This window comes from Segatella hominis (assembly GCF_019249725.2).
Classification (GTDB): Bacteria; Bacteroidota; Bacteroidia; order Bacteroidales; family Bacteroidaceae; genus Prevotella.
Genome location: NZ_CP137559.1, coordinates 1132037 through 1152455 on the forward strand (window position 1 = coordinate 1132037; position 20419 = coordinate 1152455).

Sequence of the window (20419 nt, forward strand, 5' to 3'; positions counted from 1 at the left end):
TTCTTTACGTTTAAATTGTTTACTAATCTTTTTCGTTTACTCGTGAAGAGAAAAGGCCAAAGAGTTCTGCGTCTATCTTATCAATGATGCCTCCAAACTCTTTAGGATTATGCTCAAAATCCATGTTGTCAACGTCAATCACGAGCACCCTTCCTTTGTATTTATTCCATATAAAATCTTCGTAGAGAGCATTGATCCCCTGAAGATAATCAAGTGGAATTTTCTGTTCACATTCCCGTCCTCTTTTTTGGATATTTTTGACGAGATGCGGTACAGAAGAACGAAGATAAATCATCAATTCCGGTTGCTCTACAACAGACATCATTGAATCAAACAATCCCATATAAGTATCAAAGTCACGCTCGTCCATATAACCCATTTTTCGATTGTTAGCCACAAAGACATACACGCCCTCGAAGATACTGCGGTCTTGAATGATAGTCTCGTTACTTTGTTGTATTTCCAACAGATTTTTGAAGCGCTGCTTCAAATAGAAGATTTCCATATTGAGCACCCATCTGGGAATATCTTTATAATAATCATCCAGGTAAGGGTTTTTCTCAACGGGTTCAAGAAATTTCTTCCATCCGTAATGCTTTGATAACATTTGAGTAAGCGTTGTTTTACCACTTCCAATATTACCTGCTACTGCTATATACATACTTTATTTAAGTTTAGATGAGATGAAATCCATTTTTATGAAGAAAGAATCATCATATATTAAGAATGGTCATCTCAAGTGAATTTTTCTCTGAATTGTTCCTCTGTGATAATGGAAATGCCCAGTTGATGGGCCTTCTTGTTTTTAGAACTTTGAGACTCTGCATCATTATTTATAAGGTATGTTGTGCTTTTACTCACACTACCAGTTACCTTACCACCTTGACTTTCTATATAAGCCTTCAGTTCGTTTCGGTTTTTATAATGATACACATCGCCTGTTATCACAAAAGTCTGACCTGCACATTTCGTACCCACTTCCGCAACTTCTACCTCTTTGACATCAAGTTCCTTCAGTAGGTTTGAAACCTTAAGATAGTTTTTATCATCTTTGAACCAGTTTACGAACCTGGCACTTTTTTCAGGTCCAATACCATCTATACTTGCAAATACATCATCAAAAAGCGAAGTCTTAGCAGTTTCCATCAATTCCTTAAAAGTATATTTACTTAAAAGACGTTTGGCAACATCAAACCCGCATAGAGGAATACTCAGAGCATACAGCAGATGCCTGCTGTCAGTATTTCGACTTTTTTCGATACTTTCCAACAACTTACTGACCGATTTCTTACCAAATCCATCCAAACTCGTAATCTGGTAGGCAAAATCTTTCAAGTGATAGAAATCAGCATAATCCCTGATCCATCCATGATTGATAAAAGTGGAAACCGTTTGTTCTGAAATTCCGTCTATATTGATTCCATCTTTGCTTACAAAGCGGGCAAACTTCTTCAACTGTTTAGCAGTACAGTCAGCATTGCTGCAATGTAATTTCTTAGTCCCCGATTCACTCAAAACCACATGAGCCTCAGCACCACAAACAGGACATTTATCAGGAATATTCAGAACGCCAATTTTTTCAGTTATTTTGATGACTTTAGGAATAATCTTATTGGCCTTGATAACCTGTAATTTCGTACCCGCATCTCCAATACCCAAGCGTTCACATTCGCTGATATTACAGAGCGAAGCACGCTGAACGGTAGTGCCTTCCAACTCTACTGGTTGAAAAACAGCAACAGGTGAAATCGTACTGGCAGCACATGACCATTCTATATGATCCAAAACCGTCTCTGCATATTCATCCTGCCATTTGAAAGCATAACCGGCTCTTGTCGCATGATGACCAGTAACAGAACCAGTAGAAGCATACTGGGTATCATCATAAGTAATAACCAGTCCATCCACCGGAAACGGTTGCTTCTTATGGGTAACTTTCTGGGTAAACTCATCAATTTTCTCCTGAATATTCACAGAGGTAGGATTTTCTATGAATCGATGTTCCACCGTCTGAAAACCAAGCTTTTCTAAATAATCCATTCTTTGCCCCCATGATAGAATTTCCTGATCGGAATATACTAAAGTGAAAGGAATCCACTGGATATGGCGGAGTTTAACTTCATCCACATCCTTAAGCGTCAGAGATCCAGACGCAAGATTACGCGGATTGGCATAATCACTTTCTGTCTCTAAAAGAAAATTATTGAAATCCTCATAGGAAATTACAGCCTCTCCACGGATTACCAAATGCCCTTTTTCAGAAATCTTAGGCAATACTCCCTTGATGGCAGGGGCAAGATGAGTAATATTCGTACCAATATGCCCATCACCACGAGTTACGATTTTGGTAAGTTTCCCATCATCATAAGTAGCAACTAACGTAAGTCCATCAAGTTTCCATGAAATCCAAATCGGTTTGTTACTGGCCCATTTTTCAAGGTCAGCAACACTTTTGGTTTTGGCAAGTGATAAGGCAGGAAATTCATGAGGTTCTTTCTTGCCGGAAATAGAATCCTCAGAAACTTTATTTGTTGGAGAATCTGGTAAAACTATTCCAGTTTCATCTTCCAACAATTTCAGCTGGTCGAACTTGGAATCCCACTCATAGTCGGACATCAGTTCTGCCTCACCATTATAATATGCTTGAGAAGCATTGTTGAGTTGTTCAACAAGCTGCTTCATCATAGTCGTTTTTTCTTCTTTCATAATTGTTTCTTTCATACTTAGATAGAAGTAAGCGGACAAAATGAAATATCAACTTTCAAAAGCCAGCTACAACATATCTAATGCAAAGATACTGCAAATAATTCTAATTGCCAAAAAAAGAAACAATATTTTGGAAATACGACATTAAAATCTCTTAATAGATATTTTCTTCTTTTTCATTCAGCGTAACATATTCAAATGCAATTCGCTTGCCACGGGTACCATAATCGACAGTTCCGCAATAGCAGAATCCCATCAATGATAGAAGTTTCACCATTTTCAGGTTTTTGATATGGGTATCTACCTTGATACTTGGAATGCATTCTACTTCACAAAGTCCTTTTACCTTTTTAATAAATACCTGAGCAAAACCTTCTCTTTGGAGTTCGGGTAAAGTTGCCAAACGATGAATGGCATAATAATTACCATATGTCTTCCAAGTACCCTGGATACTATTATATTTTTCTTCCCCGTTAAGTATGACAGCTCCATAAACTGCAATCTTTTTATCAATAGTAAGTACTTGCGCTACTCCGTTATTGATATCAGCCAAAATATCAGATTCAGAAGGATAGCCACCAGTCCATTGATGTAGTCCTGATTCTATCATCTGCTGTCGTGCCTGATTTATTAAATCCATACACTCCTCAAAATCTTTTAGCGTGGCTGCCCTGAAATCTATATCGAAATGTTTTTTGTCCATCTTCTGTATTTTTACGGATATGACTTTATTGTATTTTCGTTGCAAAATTAACAAAAAAAAACGAATTAGAATAGGAAATGAAGAAAAAATAGCTATAAAGCAGCATTTTTCATCAGTTTTGATGCTTATTTGGCCATTAGTGTTGCCATTATCACTTATTGTCTCGTGGCTATTGTGCACCATGATATGCAATTGAAACACTCGACGTATGAAGTTTTGCAGATTCTAAGCATTTCGTTGACGGACAAAACCCACCTAAGAGATTTATTTGATAAGACTATTTTCAACGATGTCAAAGAACTCGATTATCCCCTTTTTAAGGGACTATTTGATTAATTAACGTGTCCAATTTTTATTGGATACTAATGTCTGAATGTATCAAAGTTTTAAAATGATATTTTGTGGGATGAATTGCAAGAACATGGCAAAAAGTTTGGAAGATACCAGATAATTTCTTATATTTGCACTGTTTAAAGATAGGTGTTATGAGAACTGTGCAAGATTATATGGCAATAATAAGGCAAAATAGTTCCAAAATTACTAAAGATTTTGGAATCAAGACCTTACGCATTTTTGGTTCCGTATCACGAAATGAGCAAACAGAGCAAAGCGATTTGGATATTTGTGTAGAAACAGAAACTCCTAATCCATTTTTATTGGCCGACTTGAAAGAGTTTTTAGAGGGCTTGTTCAAGTGCTCAGTTGATGTAGTGCGTATTCACAAAAACATGAATCCTTTCTTTAAATCAAGAATAGAACGTGATGGAATCTATGTAATACGATAAAATAAAGATTTTCTCTTATTTCTTTGGCGTTTACACTAGAATGTTGTATCTTTGCTGATGTAATTTGAACTAAAAATGGAGGAATAAAGAATGAATACAACAAAGTTAACAAGGGAAGAAGCGTTGTGCCGTTGGAATGCTTCTAAGGAAACTAAGCGTAAGATGGTTGAAAAGCTAGATACCTTGGTAAGGAATAGTTGTCTTGAACGTACAGGTAAAGAATCCGAGTTGTAGGCTTGAGTAAGCAAGAAACAGTGTACGGCATTAGTGAAAAAAATATTATTATGGGATTAAGAATAAGAAAATCAATAAAAATAGCTCCAGGTGTTCGTTTGAACTTTGGAAAAAAGGGGATTAGTACATCTATCGGAAAGCGAGGTGCAGGTATCACCATTGGACCAACAGGTACAACTGCTCATGTCGGTATACCAGGAACGGGGATTTCCTATGTAAAGAAAGTTGGAACAACTAAAAAATCAGTAGAGGATAAATCGCAATCCACAGGTGAAAATAAAAAGCCTAAAAGAAATTATTCTTGCTTAGGTAGTTTCTTAGCATTCTCTGGTATAGTAATAGTTATGGCAATTCATTCTACATGCGAATGGTCGGCATTAACTCTTTCTATATTGGTTATTTGTGTGCTTTATATTTTATTTGCATCCATAACTTATTTTAGTAATACTCTCAAAAAAAATACTTCGACCGATACAAATCACACAAAAAACGTATCCCAAACAATGGAGTCTACAACACCTCCGATTAATCCAAAAGACGTATCTCAAAAAATGGAGTCTACCATAACCCCAATTAATCCAAAAGAACCATTTACCCGTTATAAATATCCGTCTTTTGATCTACTCAAGGAATATGAGGTAAATATCAATCACATAAATGAGGAGGAACAAAGGACTAACAAGAACCGTATCATCGAGGTATTGGGTAATTTTGGAATACAGATAAAAACTATTCATGCATCTGTAGGTCCTGCCATTACGCTCTACGAAATACAATTAGCAGATGGTATGCTTCTATCTAAGGTTAAAGAATTCGAGGATGATATCGCTCTAAGCCTTTCTGCCTTCGGAACTCGTGTTATCGCTCCACTCCCTGGTAAAGAAACGTTTGGAATAGAAATACCAAATTCTTATCCTGATGTTGTAAGCATAGAAAGTGTTCTTAACTCTTCTCAATTTAAAGACACTCGAATGGAACTTCCGTTGGCAATAGGAAAAAACATTGACGGAGAGGTGTTTATGATAGATCTATCTATGGCGCCACATTTGCTCATTGCAGGCTCTATGGGGCAGAACGATGCTTTAGGATTGGATGCCATTATTTTCTCATTGCTCTATAAAAAACATCCCAACGAACTCAAGCTGGTACTCATTGATTTGGGTAAAGTTGAGTTAAATGTCTATTCGAGAATAGCTAATAAGTTTATGGCAGCAATACCCGATGATGAGGCTATAGTCACTAATACCAAGAAAGCAATGCTAACTCTCAATAGCATCAGTCAAGTTGTGAATGACCGCAACAAGCTTTTTGAGAAAGCTGGGGCATGCAATATAAAGGAGTATAATCAGATGTACATCAACCGTAGATTGTGGCTCGTTGACGGACATGAGTATTTGCCTTACATAGTTGTGGTAATTAATGAGTTTAGTGACCTCATTATGACTTATGGAAAGGAGGCGGAAGACCTTATTGTTAGTCTTGCCAAGGAAGCCTGTACTGTGGGCATTCATATGGTTATAACTACTCGTCGCCCCTCTAAGAGTGTTGTTACTGATGCTGTTAAGGATAGTATTCCTGAACGCATAGCTTTCAGAATGGTCTTAAAAAGTGAATCTCAAATCATTCTTGGATATCCAGATGCCAATCGTCTTGCAGGAAGAGGAGATATGTTTTGCATCCAAAACAATGAACTTGTACGGGTGCAATGTGCGTTCGTTGATACTACTGAAATCGAGCGCATCAACGAGTATATCTGCGAACAGCCTGGTCCTATCGAACCAATGGAGTTGCCAGAACCAGCCAATGATGAAGGAAGTACAGGTGGAAACGGCAGCATTAGTGCTGGCGAGCAGGATCCATTCTTCGAAGAGGCAGCCCACGCGATTGTTCTTTCACAGCAGGGCTCTACTAGCATGATCCAGCGCAGGTTCTGTATAGGCTACAACCGTGCAGGACGACTGATGGACCAGTTGGAGATGGAGGGTATCGTGGGACCAGCGCAAGGTAGCAAGCCGCGTGAGGTGTATGTGAAAAGTATAGACGAATTAAATTTAAAATTAGCTAAACTTGCAAAGCACCCCCATAGTACCATTCACCAAACAGCTCCTATAAATGAGTTGTTGTCAGCCCAAACACGCACATCGGAAAATCAAATAATACAAGAAGATTTACAAAAGAAAGGCTTTTGTGAAAAATCACAAGGAAAAGAGGCTGTGGAAGTCTTAAATTCTATGGATGCTTTAAATTCTTTAATCGGATTAGCTTCCGTAAAGGAAGAATTATCCTCTATGGTCAATTTTATAAAACTGAACAGAAAAAGAACAGAACAAGGGCTTCCCGTAACTCAAATTGCATATCATTGTGTGTTTACAGGAAATCCTGGTACTGGAAAAACAACTGTGGCAAGATTATTAGCAGGAATATTTAAAGAACTAGGAGTATTGAAAAAAGGCCAACTTGTAGAAACTGATAGGTCTGGGTTAGTTGCTGAATATATAGGGCAAACAGCAGTGAAAACTAACAAGATTATAGACACCGCACTTGATGGAGTCCTGTTTATTGACGAAGCATACACTTTGGCTCAAGGTGGAAGTCAAGATTATGGACACGAGGCTATTGCTACTTTGCTTAAACGCATGGAAGACAATAGAGATAGACTAATTGTAGTTCTTGCCGGGTATGGTTCTGAAATGAAAACGTTTATTGAATCTAACCCTGGGTTAAGGTCTCGTTTCAACAGGTACATTAATTTCCCTGATTACACTCCAAATGAATTATTGGAAATATTCCAGAGCTATCTTGTTAAGCAACAATACGTATTGTCAGAATCAGCATTGACTCAAACAGCTAATTTCCTAACAAAGGAAGTTGGTAAAGGTAAGAACGATTTTGGAAATGCTCGTTTTGTAAGAAACCTCTTTGAGAAGGCTATAACACAACAGGCAAATCGTTTGGCTAATATTGAAAGCTGCGATAAAGATATGCTTAAACGCATAGAGGAAGAAGATATTATAAAAAGTATACAACGAATATAATCTTATTAAACGGAAAATCATGAACGGAGAGAAATTTAGAAATACATTCATCTCTATCAAGGGAATTTTAGGCTTGATAGAAGCCAAGGATGTCGCCATCCCTGAAATACAACGTCCGTTTGTTTGGAAGAACAGTCAGGTGCGTGACCTAATAGATTCGCTCTACAAGGGTTATCCTACAGGGTACATTATCCTTTGGAAGAATCCTAATGTAAAGCTAAAGGACGGTACTATATCTTCTGGCAAGAAAGTAATTATAGATGGTCAACAACGCATTACTGCATTGATGACTGCCGTGGCGGCACAAAAGGTTTTTAACAATGAGTTCAAAGAGTGCCGTGTAAAGATAGCTTTTAATCCGTTTGCTGCACTTGACTATGCTAATGGTAACAATGAAGCGGAAATTTTCGCAGTGCAAACACCAGCTCACTTAAAAAGCAAGTATTGGATTCCTGATATTTCTGAAATATTCAGTACTTCGTTTTCATCGTGGACTTTTATTCCAAAATATATTGAGCAGAATCCCAACATGACAGGCGAGGACTTACAGGGAGTTCTGAACACCTTGAAAGGGATAGAGGCCATTCAGATGGGAGTGATAGAACTGTCAGAGAATCTTGATATAGACGTGGTGACTGACATCTTCATCCGCATCAACTCCAAAGGCTCAGCTCTCAGCCAAGGCGACTTTGTGATGTCAAAGATGGCTGCAGATGAGGCGCACAAGGGTAATACCTTGCGCAAAATCATTGATTATTTCAGTCATTTATCAGTTGTACCCACCTATTATAACTATATCAAGGAACATGATACAGAGTTTGCTGGAAGTGGCTATTTGGAAAAACTTGCTTGGCTTTCTACAGATACAGAGACTGTATATGATCCGACTTGTGATGATGTTATACGTGTCGCTTTCATGCATAAATTGAAGCGAGCCAAGTTGGCTGAACTTGTGCAGTTGCTCACGGGACGTGACTTTGAAACCCGAGATTTCAAAGAGGAGATTGTGGATGATACGTTCAAGCAAATGTATGAAGGTGTACTTAATGTTATCAGTCAGCACAACTTCACGCAGTTCATGCTAGCCATCAAGTCGGCTGGTTTTATATCAAGCAAGATGGTCACTTCAAATATGGCCCTTGATTTTGCCTATACCATACACCTGTTGCTCCAAAAGTCAGATGTGCCTGTTGCTGAACGAAAACGCATTGTTCAGAAATGGTATGTGTTGTCTGCTCTAACCGGAAGATACAGCACTTCACCAGAGTCTGCTTTTGCAAGGGATTTGCGTCAGATAAGTGAGCGAGGAGTACCGACAATGCTTAAGGCTATGGAAGATGCCATCCTGTCTGAAAACTTTTGGACGGTGGCTTTGCCCCAAAATTTGAACTCCACGTCTACGACCAATCCTACTTATCTTGTGTATTTAGCTGCTCAGGTTTATTTCAACGACATTTCTTTATTGTCTTCCAATATAACAGTACGTGAGTTGATAAGCCTTGGTGGGGACGTACACCACATATTCCCCAAGAAGTATCTTATCAAGAACAATTACAGTAAGAACTTCTACAATCAGGAAGCCAACTATGCTTACCTTGACAGGCCTGTAAATGAATCGATAGGAATGCGTGCCCCAAAAGACTATTTTTCTTTGGCGTTGAAACAGTGCGAAACCAAGCAAGCAGAATGTGGGTCTATTATTAATGATGTAGCTCTTAAGAAGAACCTTGTCGCAAACTGTATTCCCGAAAATGTTTGCGACTTAGACTGTGATTTGTATCCAGAGTTCCTTGAGCAGCGTCGCTTACTAATGGCACAGAAGATACGCAGCTATTACGAAAGTTTGTAATTGGCAAATCCGATAGGTAAAATCGGCACAGAGTAGAAGTTTAAACGACGAACTCAATTACTTAGTGCCGATTTGTTAGTTTATGACATATGAAGTTTTTGGTCAGAGATATGTTTCCGATGAGGTAAGCTTGCGTTATCCAACCGAATTGCTAATATTATCGGTCATATCAAAGATTCTGAAAATATTATTTGTTTTTCTAACCATTTCGTTGTCATTTTCTTAGTTATAAAACTAAGAGAATGTTCTCAAAGCCGCAGCCTATAGGATTTAATGGATTTTTGCTTGCAAAACGATAAAATGTGCCAACGGGTTTTAATACTTTTAACGCAAAATATTTGCTTAAAAGTATTATTATTCGTACCTTTGCCTGCGTAATCAAAACATTCAATGATATGAAAAAGTACAAAGTCAAAGATGTTTTGCAGATGTTGAAGAAAGATGGTTGGTATTTGGCGAGAACCAAGGGTGACCATAGACAATTCAAGCATCCTTCCAAGCCTGGAACCGTAACGATTAGAGGTAAGGAAAATGAAGTGCTGAATCAATTTCTTCTTAATAGCATCTGGCACCAGGCAGGTTGGAAGTAAAACTTCCACAGCCTTGGTGCATTCGCTTTTTGAATTAATAATGATTTTAAAGTAGCACATTATGGAAAAGATTATTGTTAATGTTGCGTGGTGTGACAAGAATTTTGGCGGTTCTCTTGGTAGTAATGTACCAGGTGCGGTAGTTTTTACAGCACCAACCTTTGAAGCTTTGCAAAAGGAGGCAAAGGATAGTTTAGAGTTTCATGTTGAAGGTCTTGTGGAAAATGGAGAAGATGTTCCGGAATGGCTGAAGAATGGCGATTATGAGTTTGTGTATAACTATCAGGATGCAACTACTCTTTTGAAGGCATATTCTCCATACGTTTCTCTAGCGGCAATTAGTCGTGCTTCTGGAATAAACCAAAGTCTTTTATCACACTATGTGAATGGATTGAAGAAACCACGTGAGCAGCAGCGTAAACGTATTGTTGATGGTCTTCATAAAATAGGATCAGATTTACTATCGGTTATGTGTGTATGAATTTTGCAAAACGGATGCTTGAAGAATGTGGTCAAGATCCGTTTTGTCATTTGGTACTTCCAGCTCCCCATTTCATACATTTATCCCCCAACTTTCTATGCTGTTTCGGATAAATTCACTATCTTTGTCCCCCTGAAAACAACTAAAAGATAAAATATAATGAAGAAAGGATTAAAATATACTTTGGTTTCCTTAGGCAGCCTGGTCGTTTTGGCTGGTGTTGGTCTGGGAATCATGTATGTGGTGTCGCCATATAATGTGAAGCGATGGTTAGGCATCGCTTCATCTTATTCAGATGTGTTCGTTGATAGATTGAAAGGGCAACCTTATACTCGTGGCGGATATGACGGCATTGATGTATCGAAACACAATGGAGTTATCAAGTGGAAGGAAATAGCGAAGAATAAGCGAATCAAGTTCGTTTATATCAGAGCTACACATGGTAAAGGATATGTGGATCGACATTATCGCCGAAATATCAGACTGGCTCGTAAATATGGATTGAAGGTGGGATCTTATCATCTGATGTCTGCCGGCTCTTCAGTAACTGCTCAGTTCCGGGATTTCCAAAAGATGGTGAAGAAGGGCGAGCAGGACTTGATTCCTGTATTGGATGTGGAGGAGAAAGGCATCCAGGGAAGATGGAAGGGACGACAGCTGCAGGATAGCATACAGGTGTTTGCTGATTTAGTGAAAAAACACTATGGCAAGTATCCTATCATCTATAGCAACGAGAGCTTCTATAATAAGGAGATGGGGGCGAAGTTCAATCGCTATTATCTCTTCATCGCCAATTATAACTCCCGACAACCCCCTATTGACGGCAGAGGAAAGTGCAATATCTGGCAGTATTCCGAAACCGGACATTTGCATGGTATTGGAGAAAGGATAGATTTAAGCAGATTCATGAATGGTACAACCATCAAGGATTTGATGCTATAGGCATTGATGATTTCATACACATAAGCGAGTATTTGCTACAATCCAACAAAGTTTTGTGCAGTTTTTTTCCTCCTTTGAATCTTTCATGCAAAATAACTACAGTATGTAAATACTAACTAGGAATAAGATAGAAGATTGACAAGTAGAATTAGGAATAGAGAAAATAATTGTCAACTTACAATAGGAATAAGGAACTATGTAGTCAACTAAATATAGGAAACTACAGATATAAGGGAGAGCATTCTCGTCAAAAACCGCGTTCCTACCATGCCCATCAAGCGATCCCTCGGGGAACACGTGATGGGGAGCTGGTGAACAAGAGACGGGCAACGAGGGATCACGAGGCGGGCAACGAGTGCCCAAACCGAGAATCACAATTTGGGCAATATAAAAAAAAGTTGAAATATATAAAATCGAGTAGGAGGAAAACGAAGTAGTTTTTCTCCTACTTTTCGTTTTCCGACCTCTCACACCACCGTACGTGCGGTTCCGCATACGGCGGTTCCTATTTTTGGGTGCCATTCGATGTATGAACCCATCAGTGTAGCATAGCCTGCCATGCTCAACTTTTCGTTGGTTATCGCATGACATAGTATATAACTGCCAGCTATGCGCCAATAACCCAAACGACTATTGCCCCACATGTAAGCTTGGTATTTGTCTATACCGCACTTTACCAAGTTGGCAACTCTCGTTTTCACCCTCTTCCACGACTTCCATATACACATACGTAGCCGTCGCCTTAGCCACTCATCCATGTCTATGAGAAAACGTTTCATGTTGGCAAGGTGATAGTAACCTACCCAACCCTTTATGTACTCTTCAAGTTTTTGCTTCCTCTTGGCATATCCCCAACCATTGCTTCGGGAAGTCAACTCCTTGAGTTTGGCTTTCATCTTGGCTTTGGCTTTTGGATGCACAGTGAGTTGGCATTTGCCTTTCATTACATAAAAGGAGTAGCCAAGGTATTTCACACCTTGCACATAGGACACAAATGTCTTATCCCTGTTCACCTTTAGATGAAGTTTTCCTTCGATGAATCGGGTTATGGATTCCTTCACGCGCTTGGCTGCACGCTTGGACTTACAAAATATCATCGAGTCATCGGCGTAGCGAACAAAAGGGAGACCTCGACGTGTGAGTTCCTTGTCCAACTCGTTGAGCATGATATTACTCAAAAGCGGACTTAACGGTCCTCCTTGTGGAGTGCCTTCCTCACTTGTCTCGAACATTCCTTTGTTCATCACACCACTGCGGAGATATTTGTGGATAAGGCTTATTACCCTGCCATCCTTTATCGTGCGGCTGAGGATTTCTATGAGTTTGCTGTGGCTCACCGTGTCGAAGAAACGCTCCAAGTCGAGGTCAACCACATAGATGTAGCCTTCATCGACCATTTTCTGCGCACTTCTCAGGGCATCATGGCAACCTCTTCTCGGACGAAAGCCGTAGCTTCTTGGAGAGAATTGGCGCTCATAGATGGGGGTTAGGGTCTGATTGATGGCTTGTTGAACCAGACGGTCTATGACCGTGGGGATGCCCAACAGGCGCATCTTGCCATTGTCTTTGGGTATCTCTACCCTTTTAACTGGGTTCGGACGGTATGAACCGTCAAGCAAGGAACGGATTAGGACATCCTTATTAGCCAAGAGCCAAGGGAGCATTTGCTCACATGACATCTTGTCGATACCGCTACAGCCCTTGTTACGCTGCACTGCCTTGTAGGCTTTGAGCAAGTTATCGGGACTGATGATGCGCTCCAATAGGTGTTCCTTATCGAATGGTACTTCCACGATGTTGTCTTCACATATCCACATGAAGGTCTGCGCTCCCACATATCCTTCGGATTCCGTCCTATCTTTCTGTGGGCAGCCCTTGACTTCTGCCAATGTTTTCTGCATTCTTTCCTTCATAAGGTACGTTTCAATTACTATCGTTTAATTTATAGGTTCTGCCCTTCATGGAGTGTTATCGAGAACTCCACTACTATGGCATCTGCTGACTTCTCACGGCAAGCTTTACTCCATGACTTTCGTAAAAGCAACTAATCGCCATGTCCGTGAGACCTCCTCGGATAAGGGCTTATTCTTTCCATCTTATACCCACTTCATTTACACCAACCATTCCGAATAGCTATAGGACTTTGATTTGTTTGGCAATCTCATCCATGGTCAAATGCCTTGTATGAAGTTTCTGTGCGTTAGGTCAGATGTTTGCCGCAAGCTTCTTTCAGATTCCACCTCGCAATGGACACCCTTGCTATTGGCTATACGATTCCCGCTATTGGGGCTCGTTAGGGACTTGCACCCATTAGAATAAGCTCATGCCGAGCATACCAACAAGGGTGAGTCAAGAGTCAAAGACTTTTGATTCACCCTTTATCTTTATTATAAAATGATTTCCAACAGACTAATCTAATCCCACAGACACTTGTCCAATTCTGCACAAATAGCAGCTTTCTGTAAATGCTGACCAATAAAGACAATCTTAATCATACGGTCGCCAACCTCAGGATCCCATTCCTTTCGAAGTTGTTCTTCTCGCTGAAGAAGTTCTTCCAACTGATCCTTAGGCATTGTAGCCAACCATTGTCCAGCCTGCTTAACAGTTTTCTGCTTACCAGCTTGTTCAAAGACATAACACATATCTTTTTCGTCAGCAAAATAGCAGATACCTTTGGCTCTTACAACATCACGAGGCCATTTTCTGGCGACAAACTCATCAAACAAACCCAAGTCGAATGGCTTACGGCTGTAATAAACAAATGTTCCAATGCCATACTCTTCAGCTTCACCTTCCTCATGGTCGTGATCATGATGGTGGTGATGCTCGTGACCATGGTGATGTTCATGCTCGTCTTCATGATGATGGTGATGATGCTCATGCTCGTCGTGATCTTCTTCATCATGATGTTCATGATCATCTTCATCATGATGATGTTCATCTTCTTCCTTCCCATTACGCTCAGCTTCGATTTCCTGTATCCAACCAGCAGAAGTAGCAACAGTATTCCAATCAAACTTTTTAGTATTGACGATTTTATCCAAATCTACATCACCATAATTGCATTCAAAGATTTCTGCCTTAGGTTGAATAGCACGAATGATCTGTTTCAGTTTCTCCAGTTCCTTTGGTTCAACCTCAGCAGCCTTATTCAAAAGGATGATATTACAGAACTCGATTTGCTGAATAACCAATGAAGCCAAATCCTCTTCATCGATATTATCCTTCATCAGATCATCGCCATTAGCAAATTCATCTTTCATACGGAGAGCATCCACTACCGTAACGATACTATCAAGACGGAGCACACCATTCTTGATATATTCTGGACCTAAAGAAGGAATAGAACAAATGGTCTGGGCAATAGGAGCAGGTTCGCAGATTCCACTGGCCTCGATTACGATATAGTCGAATTTCTTCATATCAGTAATCTCTTTCAGCTGCTCAACCAAGTCCATTTTCAAAGTACAGCAGATACAACCATTCTGAAGTGCAACAAGAGAATCATCTTTCTGACCTACAACACCACCTTTTTCAATCAAGGCTGCATCAATATTTACTTCGCCAATATCATTTACAATAACAGCGAATTTAATACCCTTTTTATTTCCCAATATTCTATTGAGTAATGTGGTTTTACCGCTGCCAAGATAACCTGTCAGCAATAATACTGGTAATTCCTTTGTTTTCATTCTTATATAATTTAAATTTCTTGTCATATAAACAACAAATAGTGTGCCACTAAATATAAAAAACCGGAGACCTTGGCTTTTCATGCCAAAAAGTCTCCGGTTTTAACTTAAATTTATTTTAGAAAATTTTGATTACTCTTATTTTCTGAAATTTTCAAGACCTCTGTTCAAGAAATCCAAATATGCAGGAACATCTTCCTTATAGCTGAAAGAAGCGGTAAGAGGATTACCCTCATCATCTACTGCCACATAGAAAGGCTGCGCATTGGCACCAAACTTACTTGCCTGCAAGTAACTCCATTTATCTCCAACAGTTCTTAAAGTCCTCTTCTCTCCGTTGAAAGTAACTTCCATCGGTTCTGGAAGAGGAGTCTTATCATCCACATAAAGAGAAATCAGAACATAATCCTTGGACAACTTATCTGCCACAGAAGGATCTGTCCAAACAGCAGCCTCCATCTTACGGCAGTTAACACAACCAAATCCGGTAAAGTCGATCAAAACAGGTTTTCCAGACGCCTTAGCAGCAGCCATACCTAATTCATAATCCTTATATGCAGGCTCAACAGTCTTTGTATTGAGATTGAAATCCTGTGTGTTGACAGGTGGAGCAAAAGCACTTACAGCCTTACATGGAGCACCCCAGAGACCAGGAATCATATAGATGGCAAATGCAAGAGAGCAAAGACCGAGCATGATGCAAGGAACAGGCATTGGCTTATTGATATCGCCACCGATAGCATCTACCTGGAACTTTAGTTTACCGATAAGATACAATCCTAATGCTGCAAAAATAACAATCCACAAGCACAAGAACACCTCACGGTCAAGAATATGCCAACCATAAGCGAGATCGGCTACAGAGAGGAACTTCAAAGAGAATGCCAACTCTACAAAACCAAGCACAACCTTGATAGTCTCCATCCAAGAACCTGACTTTGGAGCAGACTTCAACCATGATGGGAACAATGCAAACAAGGTAAATGGCAAAGCAAGAGCAATGGCAAAACCGAACATACCGATGGTTGGAGCCAACCAATCACCTGATGTTACAGTCTGAACCAAAAGCAAACCGATAATAGGAGCAGTACAAGAGAATGATACCAATACAAGCGTAAATGCCATCAGGAAGATAGAAATCAGACCTGTAGTATTGGAAGCCTTGTTGTCAACAGCATTTCCCCAACGGTCTGGCAACTTAATTTCAAACCAACCGAAGAAAGAGAAAGCAAAGACTGCCAGCATCAGGAACAATATAATATTGAACGCAGCACTTGTTGACAACTCATTGAGTTTACTTGGACCAAAGATGGCAGTAATAATCAAGCCAAGAGCGAGATAAATGACAACAATAGACAAACCATAAGTAACCGCATCACGAATACCTTTCTTCTTGTCATTCTTTGCTCTTTTCAGGAAGAAACTTACCGTCATAGGAATAATAGGCCAGATACAAGGCATAACAAGTGCCAGCAATCCACCTACTAACCCCATGATGAAAATATAGAAAAGTGAATGATTTGCGATATCATTATTACCTCCAAAAGCCTGAAGTTCTTTCACTACCGGTTTCCAGAGTTCCTTAGCATCCATAGTCTGGAGGGTAGAGGAAAGAGCAGCAGAATCCAAAGCCTGGGTGCTATCTACAGCATTTGCATTCAACTTAGCCAGAGAATCAGCCTTTGCCTTAGCCAGCGCAGCTGGATCTAATTGATCCTCTTTCTGTGCCTTTTCCTCCTTGGCAGCTTTGCTATCTACAGCAGGAGACTTACCACTTCCCTTGAAGGTTGCTTCACTTGGAGGCATACAGTTCTGATCGTTGCATGCGCCATATTCTACATATACGTCAATATGGTAATCAGGCTTTGTGAATTTGATTTTCTGAACGAAAGTAACGCTTCCCTCAAAGTAGCGCAATTTCATACCAAAAAGATTATCAAACTTGGAAATTTCATGGCCTCGTGGCTGCAACTTTCCTACAGCTTCAGCACCATCCATCTTATTGACATTGAAGGATGCTGAAATAGGTCCATCACCACCTAAGCCTGTTGAATAAACGTGCCAACCTGGTTGAATCTTACCAGTAAAAACAATCTCTGCCTCAGGCGTACCATTTGTTTTCAATGAACTGGTAAATTTTACCGGATTCATCATCTGAGCTTGCGCAAACAGTACTACCATGAGTAACTGAAGAATTACTAATACTTTTTTCATATTTTTCTGTCTGTTTATTATTTACACTGCAAAGATAGACAAAATAGTTAATATTCTTGCATAAAATATAACATAATATGCAATATCTAACATTATTTTTAAAATTGAGTTTAACTTAATACGTATCCACAGGAAGAAAAGGGTACTCTGACAAGCAAGTTTTAAGAGAAATTAAACATTTACTTGTCAGAGATTATCAATTACATTATTTACAAAGAGTTTTATAAGGACATAATTCACAGCGTTCTTTTTTCTCTGTAGGAGCAAATTGCGAATTCGGATCAAATATATCAGAAATCAGTTGATTTAAACCTGCGAAGAATTTCTCCTCATAAGGCGAAACGTCTGAAATGTATTCTTTTCCAAACTTCAATGTTGGCTCATAACCGCTTGCTCCAGATTGCTGAATAAACAAGAGGCCAGGGCTTACTGACTCATTGGCAGGATTGAGTTTCTTGCTCTGCTTGACAATATATGAATACAACATAGCCTGCAGATAATAATCTGTATGTTTGTCAAGTTCATTTGGATCAAACAGACTCTCCACAACTTTAGGTAAAGAAGAAGGAATACGTCCCGTTTTATAATCTATCACCCTGATACGTTCACCAAGAATACTATGATCAGAACTTTCAGAAGCCGAAACTTCATCAAGTCTGTCTATGAATCCGCCCAATCTCAAATTCTTTGTACCAGAAGGAGTAGAGAATTCAAAAGTTTTTTCTACCTTTATCTCCAAACCTTTGATAGTAAAAGGAGCCAGTTTTATATCAATATACAGCAATTGTTTCAAATAATTGGTAATTACTTCACGATTGATCAGCTGCAAACCATTATATTGAGGAGATTTTTTCTGATCCTTGATTTTGAACAGTTCTTCCTTAAAAGCCTGATCGACCAGTCTGTAAAGCAAGCTCTCATCTTTTATCGCATTCTGAATATCTCCTTTGTTAATAACGATAGGTCTGATCAGGGATTTTTCCCCATCAGTTCCTATCTTAATATCAGAACTACTTGCGAATTTCAAATAAAACAACTGAGCTGCTCTATGGAAAATATTTCCAAACATTCTATTGTCCATTTCATCCTCCAGTTCTTCCGGCTCTCGAATACTCAAAATATATTTATAATAGAAGCTCTTAGCGCATCTCAGGTAAGTATTGAGGAAAGTAGGAGTTAGCAGACGAGGCTTATCTAAGATTTCCATCATCTGAGGTGTTTTAACTATAACTTCCGCTTTATGAGTTTCAACATTTTGACCAGAGACTATCGTTTTGCGACTTATCACGTGTTTACTTTCCACCAAGAGTTGGAGCATGAAACGGCTCATTTCACCGGTATGTCCTTCATCTGTAGAACTGTTGTAGCAAAGAGTTACATCCTGTGCTCTTTGAATAAGTCGGTAAAAATAATAGGCAAAAATAGCCACTTTATTATCGATCGTAGTCAGACCATGAGCCTTACGGATGGAGTAGGGAATAAACGAAGAATCATTGACACCTTTCGGCAGATTACCTTCGTTACATGACAACACGAGAATATGGTCGAAGTCCAAATTTCTGGTTTCCAATACACCCATAATTTGAACTCCGATGACCGGTTCTCCATGAAAAGGCACATTTGTGTTTTGGAAAAGTTGCTGAATAAGACGTTGCAGGGTCATTATGTCGATATCCAAATCGCCAGATTCAACCAAACATTTCAATCTATTAATTAAGGTATAAGTTCTGAAGAGAGATTCTTGAAACAAGGAATCCTCCCCATCATTTGCATGAGAACCTATAAGTCTGAGAATGTTAACCAGATAACCGACCAAAGCCAGGCATCTATTTTCAGAGGCTTCCAAATCGGCGAACATCATATTCATACCTTCATCTTCCTCTGCACACAGTACATCCCTGTCAAGAAAGTAAAGTTTCTGTTCTTCTATTTTATGGAGAAGATCCTGATAATTTGAGCTGATATACTTAGCATAAGGGTGGCGTAATGCCTTGACCACATAATGCAGACGAAAAGCAGTAGAACCCTTGACACTTCCTATCGTCTGAAGATTGATTAATTGCATGATCAGACTGAAAAAAGGAGTCTGCTTAAGCGGATAGCCTAAGGTAATATTCACATGACTGTCAATTTCTGTAGGCAAGGAATGAATCACGGTAGAAAGCAAGTTTTCATCAGCTAACACAATAGCAGTTTTGCGGCCAGTCTGATAGCGTGGAACCAGATTTCCATGATCATCCTCAACCTTTTCCATCAACCAATCATTTACGTATCTTGCCTGAATATTCTCAGTTGCAGCATTGATATACGTAATCTTCTTTTTGGAGTTCAGATTATTATAGATACCGTTTTGAAGCGAAGGTTCAGACAACTTGTTGCCGAAAAGTTTCAGATATTGATTGATATAGACACCCGCTTCATTTTTATTCTGACCAACATAATATTTGTCATAATCCCAGTAAAAATGACAAGAAGCATCCTGCTTGATACGCCTGTAAAGGGCAGTTTCTACTTGCTGCATCATATTGAATCCCACAAACAAGTAGGTATCATAACGCAGGTTCAAAGTGTCAGCCTCAATCACATGGCGGTATAAAGCGCCTTCATAGGCAAGTCCCTGACTTGCCAATCGTTGATTGAAATCCGTATAAATATCATACAAATGATTCCACAAAGCCATGAAACGGCGTTTTAATTCTGTGTTCTGAGTATCCTTGAAATTACCAAAGAATTTCTTCAGAACTCTTCTCTTATCTTCATCAAGATAACTGTCATCATCCAATTCATGAAGATCAGCAATATTGATAAAAATCTTCCTTGCATCACCAAGATTTTTATCCAGGTCATCAAAATCAGCCAACAGAAGTTGCCCCCAACCATAAAAATGATCGAGCGTTTCATCAACCCCTGTGCATTTCACAAACGACTTGTGCAAATCACAGATTAGTTTGATCGGGTCTGCCAGTTGTAAAGAAGTATTCTGGAGAAACATATCACTAATTGTCATGTAATTAGGGCTCCAAAATGGTTTCTGTACGATTTTCATCAGCTCTTCATTTAAGAAAAGGCTGGCACGTTTATTTGGGAAAACGACCATGATGCGACTTAAGTCAGTACCATAATCTCTAATGATATCTTCAGCAACGTATTTTAGAAATGATTTCATTGTAAATTTCAAACAAAAT

The 20419-nt window shown here is 39.3% G+C and carries 13 protein-coding genes and 1 pseudogene; 7 read left to right on the plus strand and 7 right to left on the minus strand.

Annotated elements, in window-relative coordinates:
- Positions 1-22: 22 nt before the first annotated feature.
- From KUA50_RS04565 to KUA50_RS04575, 3 genes are all read right to left on the minus strand, one after another.
- On the minus strand, positions 23-661 hold the full coding sequence (locus KUA50_RS04565) for a deoxynucleoside kinase (protein WP_218456923.1): 639 nt from the start codon (positions 659-661) through the stop codon (positions 23-25).
- 74 nt (positions 662-735) lie between these two features.
- Positions 736-2706 carry an NAD-dependent DNA ligase LigA gene (gene ligA, locus KUA50_RS04570; RefSeq protein WP_218456924.1) on the minus strand — a complete coding sequence of 657 codons (1971 nt, stop codon included), beginning with the start codon at positions 2704-2706 and terminating at the stop codon, positions 736-738.
- Positions 2707-2860: 154 nt separating this feature from the next.
- The gene (locus KUA50_RS04575) at positions 2861-3409 is read right to left on the minus strand and encodes an N-acetyltransferase (protein ID WP_218456925.1); all 549 of its coding nucleotides are present in this window, start codon (positions 3407-3409) and stop codon (positions 2861-2863) included.
- 129 nt (positions 3410-3538) lie between these two features.
- Between KUA50_RS04575 and KUA50_RS04580 the strand changes: the two are divergent.
- The 7 genes and pseudogenes from KUA50_RS04580 to KUA50_RS04610 all read left to right on the plus strand — a co-directional run.
- Positions 3539-3745, plus strand: a pseudogene (locus KUA50_RS04580) (IS4 family transposase); the annotation flags it as partial.
- A gap of 149 nt (positions 3746-3894) precedes the next feature.
- Positions 3895-4194 carry a nucleotidyltransferase family protein gene (locus KUA50_RS04585; RefSeq protein ID WP_318346073.1) on the plus strand — a complete coding sequence of 100 codons (300 nt, stop codon included), beginning with the start codon at positions 3895-3897 and terminating at the stop codon, positions 4192-4194.
- Positions 4195-4478: 284 nt separating this feature from the next.
- A complete protein-coding gene (locus tag KUA50_RS04590; RefSeq protein ID WP_318346074.1) occupies positions 4479-7463 on the plus strand; it encodes a DNA translocase FtsK in 2985 nt (994 codons plus the stop codon).
- Positions 7464-7482: 19 nt separating this feature from the next.
- Positions 7483-9312 carry a DUF262 domain-containing protein gene (locus KUA50_RS04595; protein WP_218458229.1) on the plus strand — a complete coding sequence of 610 codons (1830 nt, stop codon included), beginning with the start codon at positions 7483-7485 and terminating at the stop codon, positions 9310-9312.
- Between the two features lie 395 nt (positions 9313-9707).
- Positions 9708-9902: a type II toxin-antitoxin system HicA family toxin gene (locus KUA50_RS04600; RefSeq protein WP_218458228.1), complete on the plus strand. Its 195-nt coding sequence runs from the start codon at positions 9708-9710 to the stop codon at positions 9900-9902.
- 61 nt (positions 9903-9963) lie between these two features.
- Positions 9964-10383, plus strand: coding sequence for a type II toxin-antitoxin system HicB family antitoxin (locus tag KUA50_RS04605; protein ID WP_218458227.1), 420 nt, complete (start codon positions 9964-9966; stop codon positions 10381-10383).
- Between the two features lie 159 nt (positions 10384-10542).
- Entirely contained in the window at positions 10543-11325 is a 783-nt protein-coding gene (locus KUA50_RS04610; protein WP_218458226.1) for a glycoside hydrolase family 25 protein, read from the plus strand.
- 467 nt (positions 11326-11792) lie between these two features.
- Here the strand turns inward: KUA50_RS04610 and ltrA are convergent, their stop codons facing one another.
- The 4 genes from ltrA to KUA50_RS04630 all read right to left on the minus strand — a co-directional run bounded on the left by ltrA (position 11793) and on the right by KUA50_RS04630 (position 20400).
- Positions 11793-13238, minus strand: a complete 1446-nt coding sequence (gene ltrA, locus KUA50_RS04615; protein ID WP_218458242.1) for a group II intron reverse transcriptase/maturase — start codon at positions 13236-13238, stop codon at positions 11793-11795.
- Between the two features lie 501 nt (positions 13239-13739).
- A complete protein-coding gene (locus KUA50_RS04620; protein WP_218458015.1) occupies positions 13740-15020 on the minus strand; it encodes a CobW family GTP-binding protein in 1281 nt (426 codons plus the stop codon).
- Between the two features lie 138 nt (positions 15021-15158).
- A complete protein-coding gene (locus KUA50_RS04625; RefSeq protein WP_218458014.1) occupies positions 15159-17234 on the minus strand; it encodes a protein-disulfide reductase DsbD family protein in 2076 nt (691 codons plus the stop codon).
- A 205-nt stretch (positions 17235-17439) separates the two neighbouring features.
- Positions 17440-20400, minus strand: coding sequence for a PD-(D/E)XK nuclease family protein (locus tag KUA50_RS04630; RefSeq protein WP_218458012.1), 2961 nt, complete (start codon positions 20398-20400; stop codon positions 17440-17442).
- Between the last annotated feature and the right edge of the window lie 19 nt (positions 20401-20419).

Excerpts from the sequence above, each read along its gene's own strand:
- KUA50_RS04565 (WP_218456923.1), bottom strand. The coding sequence starts at position 661 with ATGTATATAGCAGTAGCAGGTAATATTGGAAGTGGTAAAACAACGCTT.
- ligA (WP_218456924.1), bottom strand. The coding sequence starts at position 2,706 with ATGAAAGAAGAAAAAACGACTATGATGAAGCAGCTTGTTGAACAACTC.
- KUA50_RS04575 (WP_218456925.1), bottom strand. The coding sequence starts at position 3,409 with ATGGACAAAAAACATTTCGATATAGATTTCAGGGCAGCCACGCTAAAA.
- KUA50_RS04585 (WP_318346073.1), top strand. The coding sequence starts at position 3,895 with ATGAGAACTGTGCAAGATTATATGGCAATAATAAGGCAAAATAGTTCC.
- KUA50_RS04590 (WP_318346074.1), top strand. The coding sequence starts at position 4,479 with ATGGGATTAAGAATAAGAAAATCAATAAAAATAGCTCCAGGTGTTCGT.
- KUA50_RS04595 (WP_218458229.1), top strand. The coding sequence starts at position 7,483 with ATGAACGGAGAGAAATTTAGAAATACATTCATCTCTATCAAGGGAATT.
- KUA50_RS04600 (WP_218458228.1), top strand. The coding sequence starts at position 9,708 with ATGAAAAAGTACAAAGTCAAAGATGTTTTGCAGATGTTGAAGAAAGAT.
- KUA50_RS04605 (WP_218458227.1), top strand. The coding sequence starts at position 9,964 with ATGGAAAAGATTATTGTTAATGTTGCGTGGTGTGACAAGAATTTTGGC.
- KUA50_RS04610 (WP_218458226.1), top strand. The coding sequence starts at position 10,543 with ATGAAGAAAGGATTAAAATATACTTTGGTTTCCTTAGGCAGCCTGGTC.
- ltrA (WP_218458242.1), bottom strand. The coding sequence starts at position 13,238 with ATGAAGGAAAGAATGCAGAAAACATTGGCAGAAGTCAAGGGCTGCCCA.
- KUA50_RS04620 (WP_218458015.1), bottom strand. The coding sequence starts at position 15,020 with ATGAAAACAAAGGAATTACCAGTATTATTGCTGACAGGTTATCTTGGC.
- KUA50_RS04625 (WP_218458014.1), bottom strand. The coding sequence starts at position 17,234 with ATGAAAAAAGTATTAGTAATTCTTCAGTTACTCATGGTAGTACTGTTT.
- KUA50_RS04630 (WP_218458012.1), bottom strand. The coding sequence starts at position 20,400 with ATGAAATCATTTCTAAAATACGTTGCTGAAGATATCATTAGAGATTAT.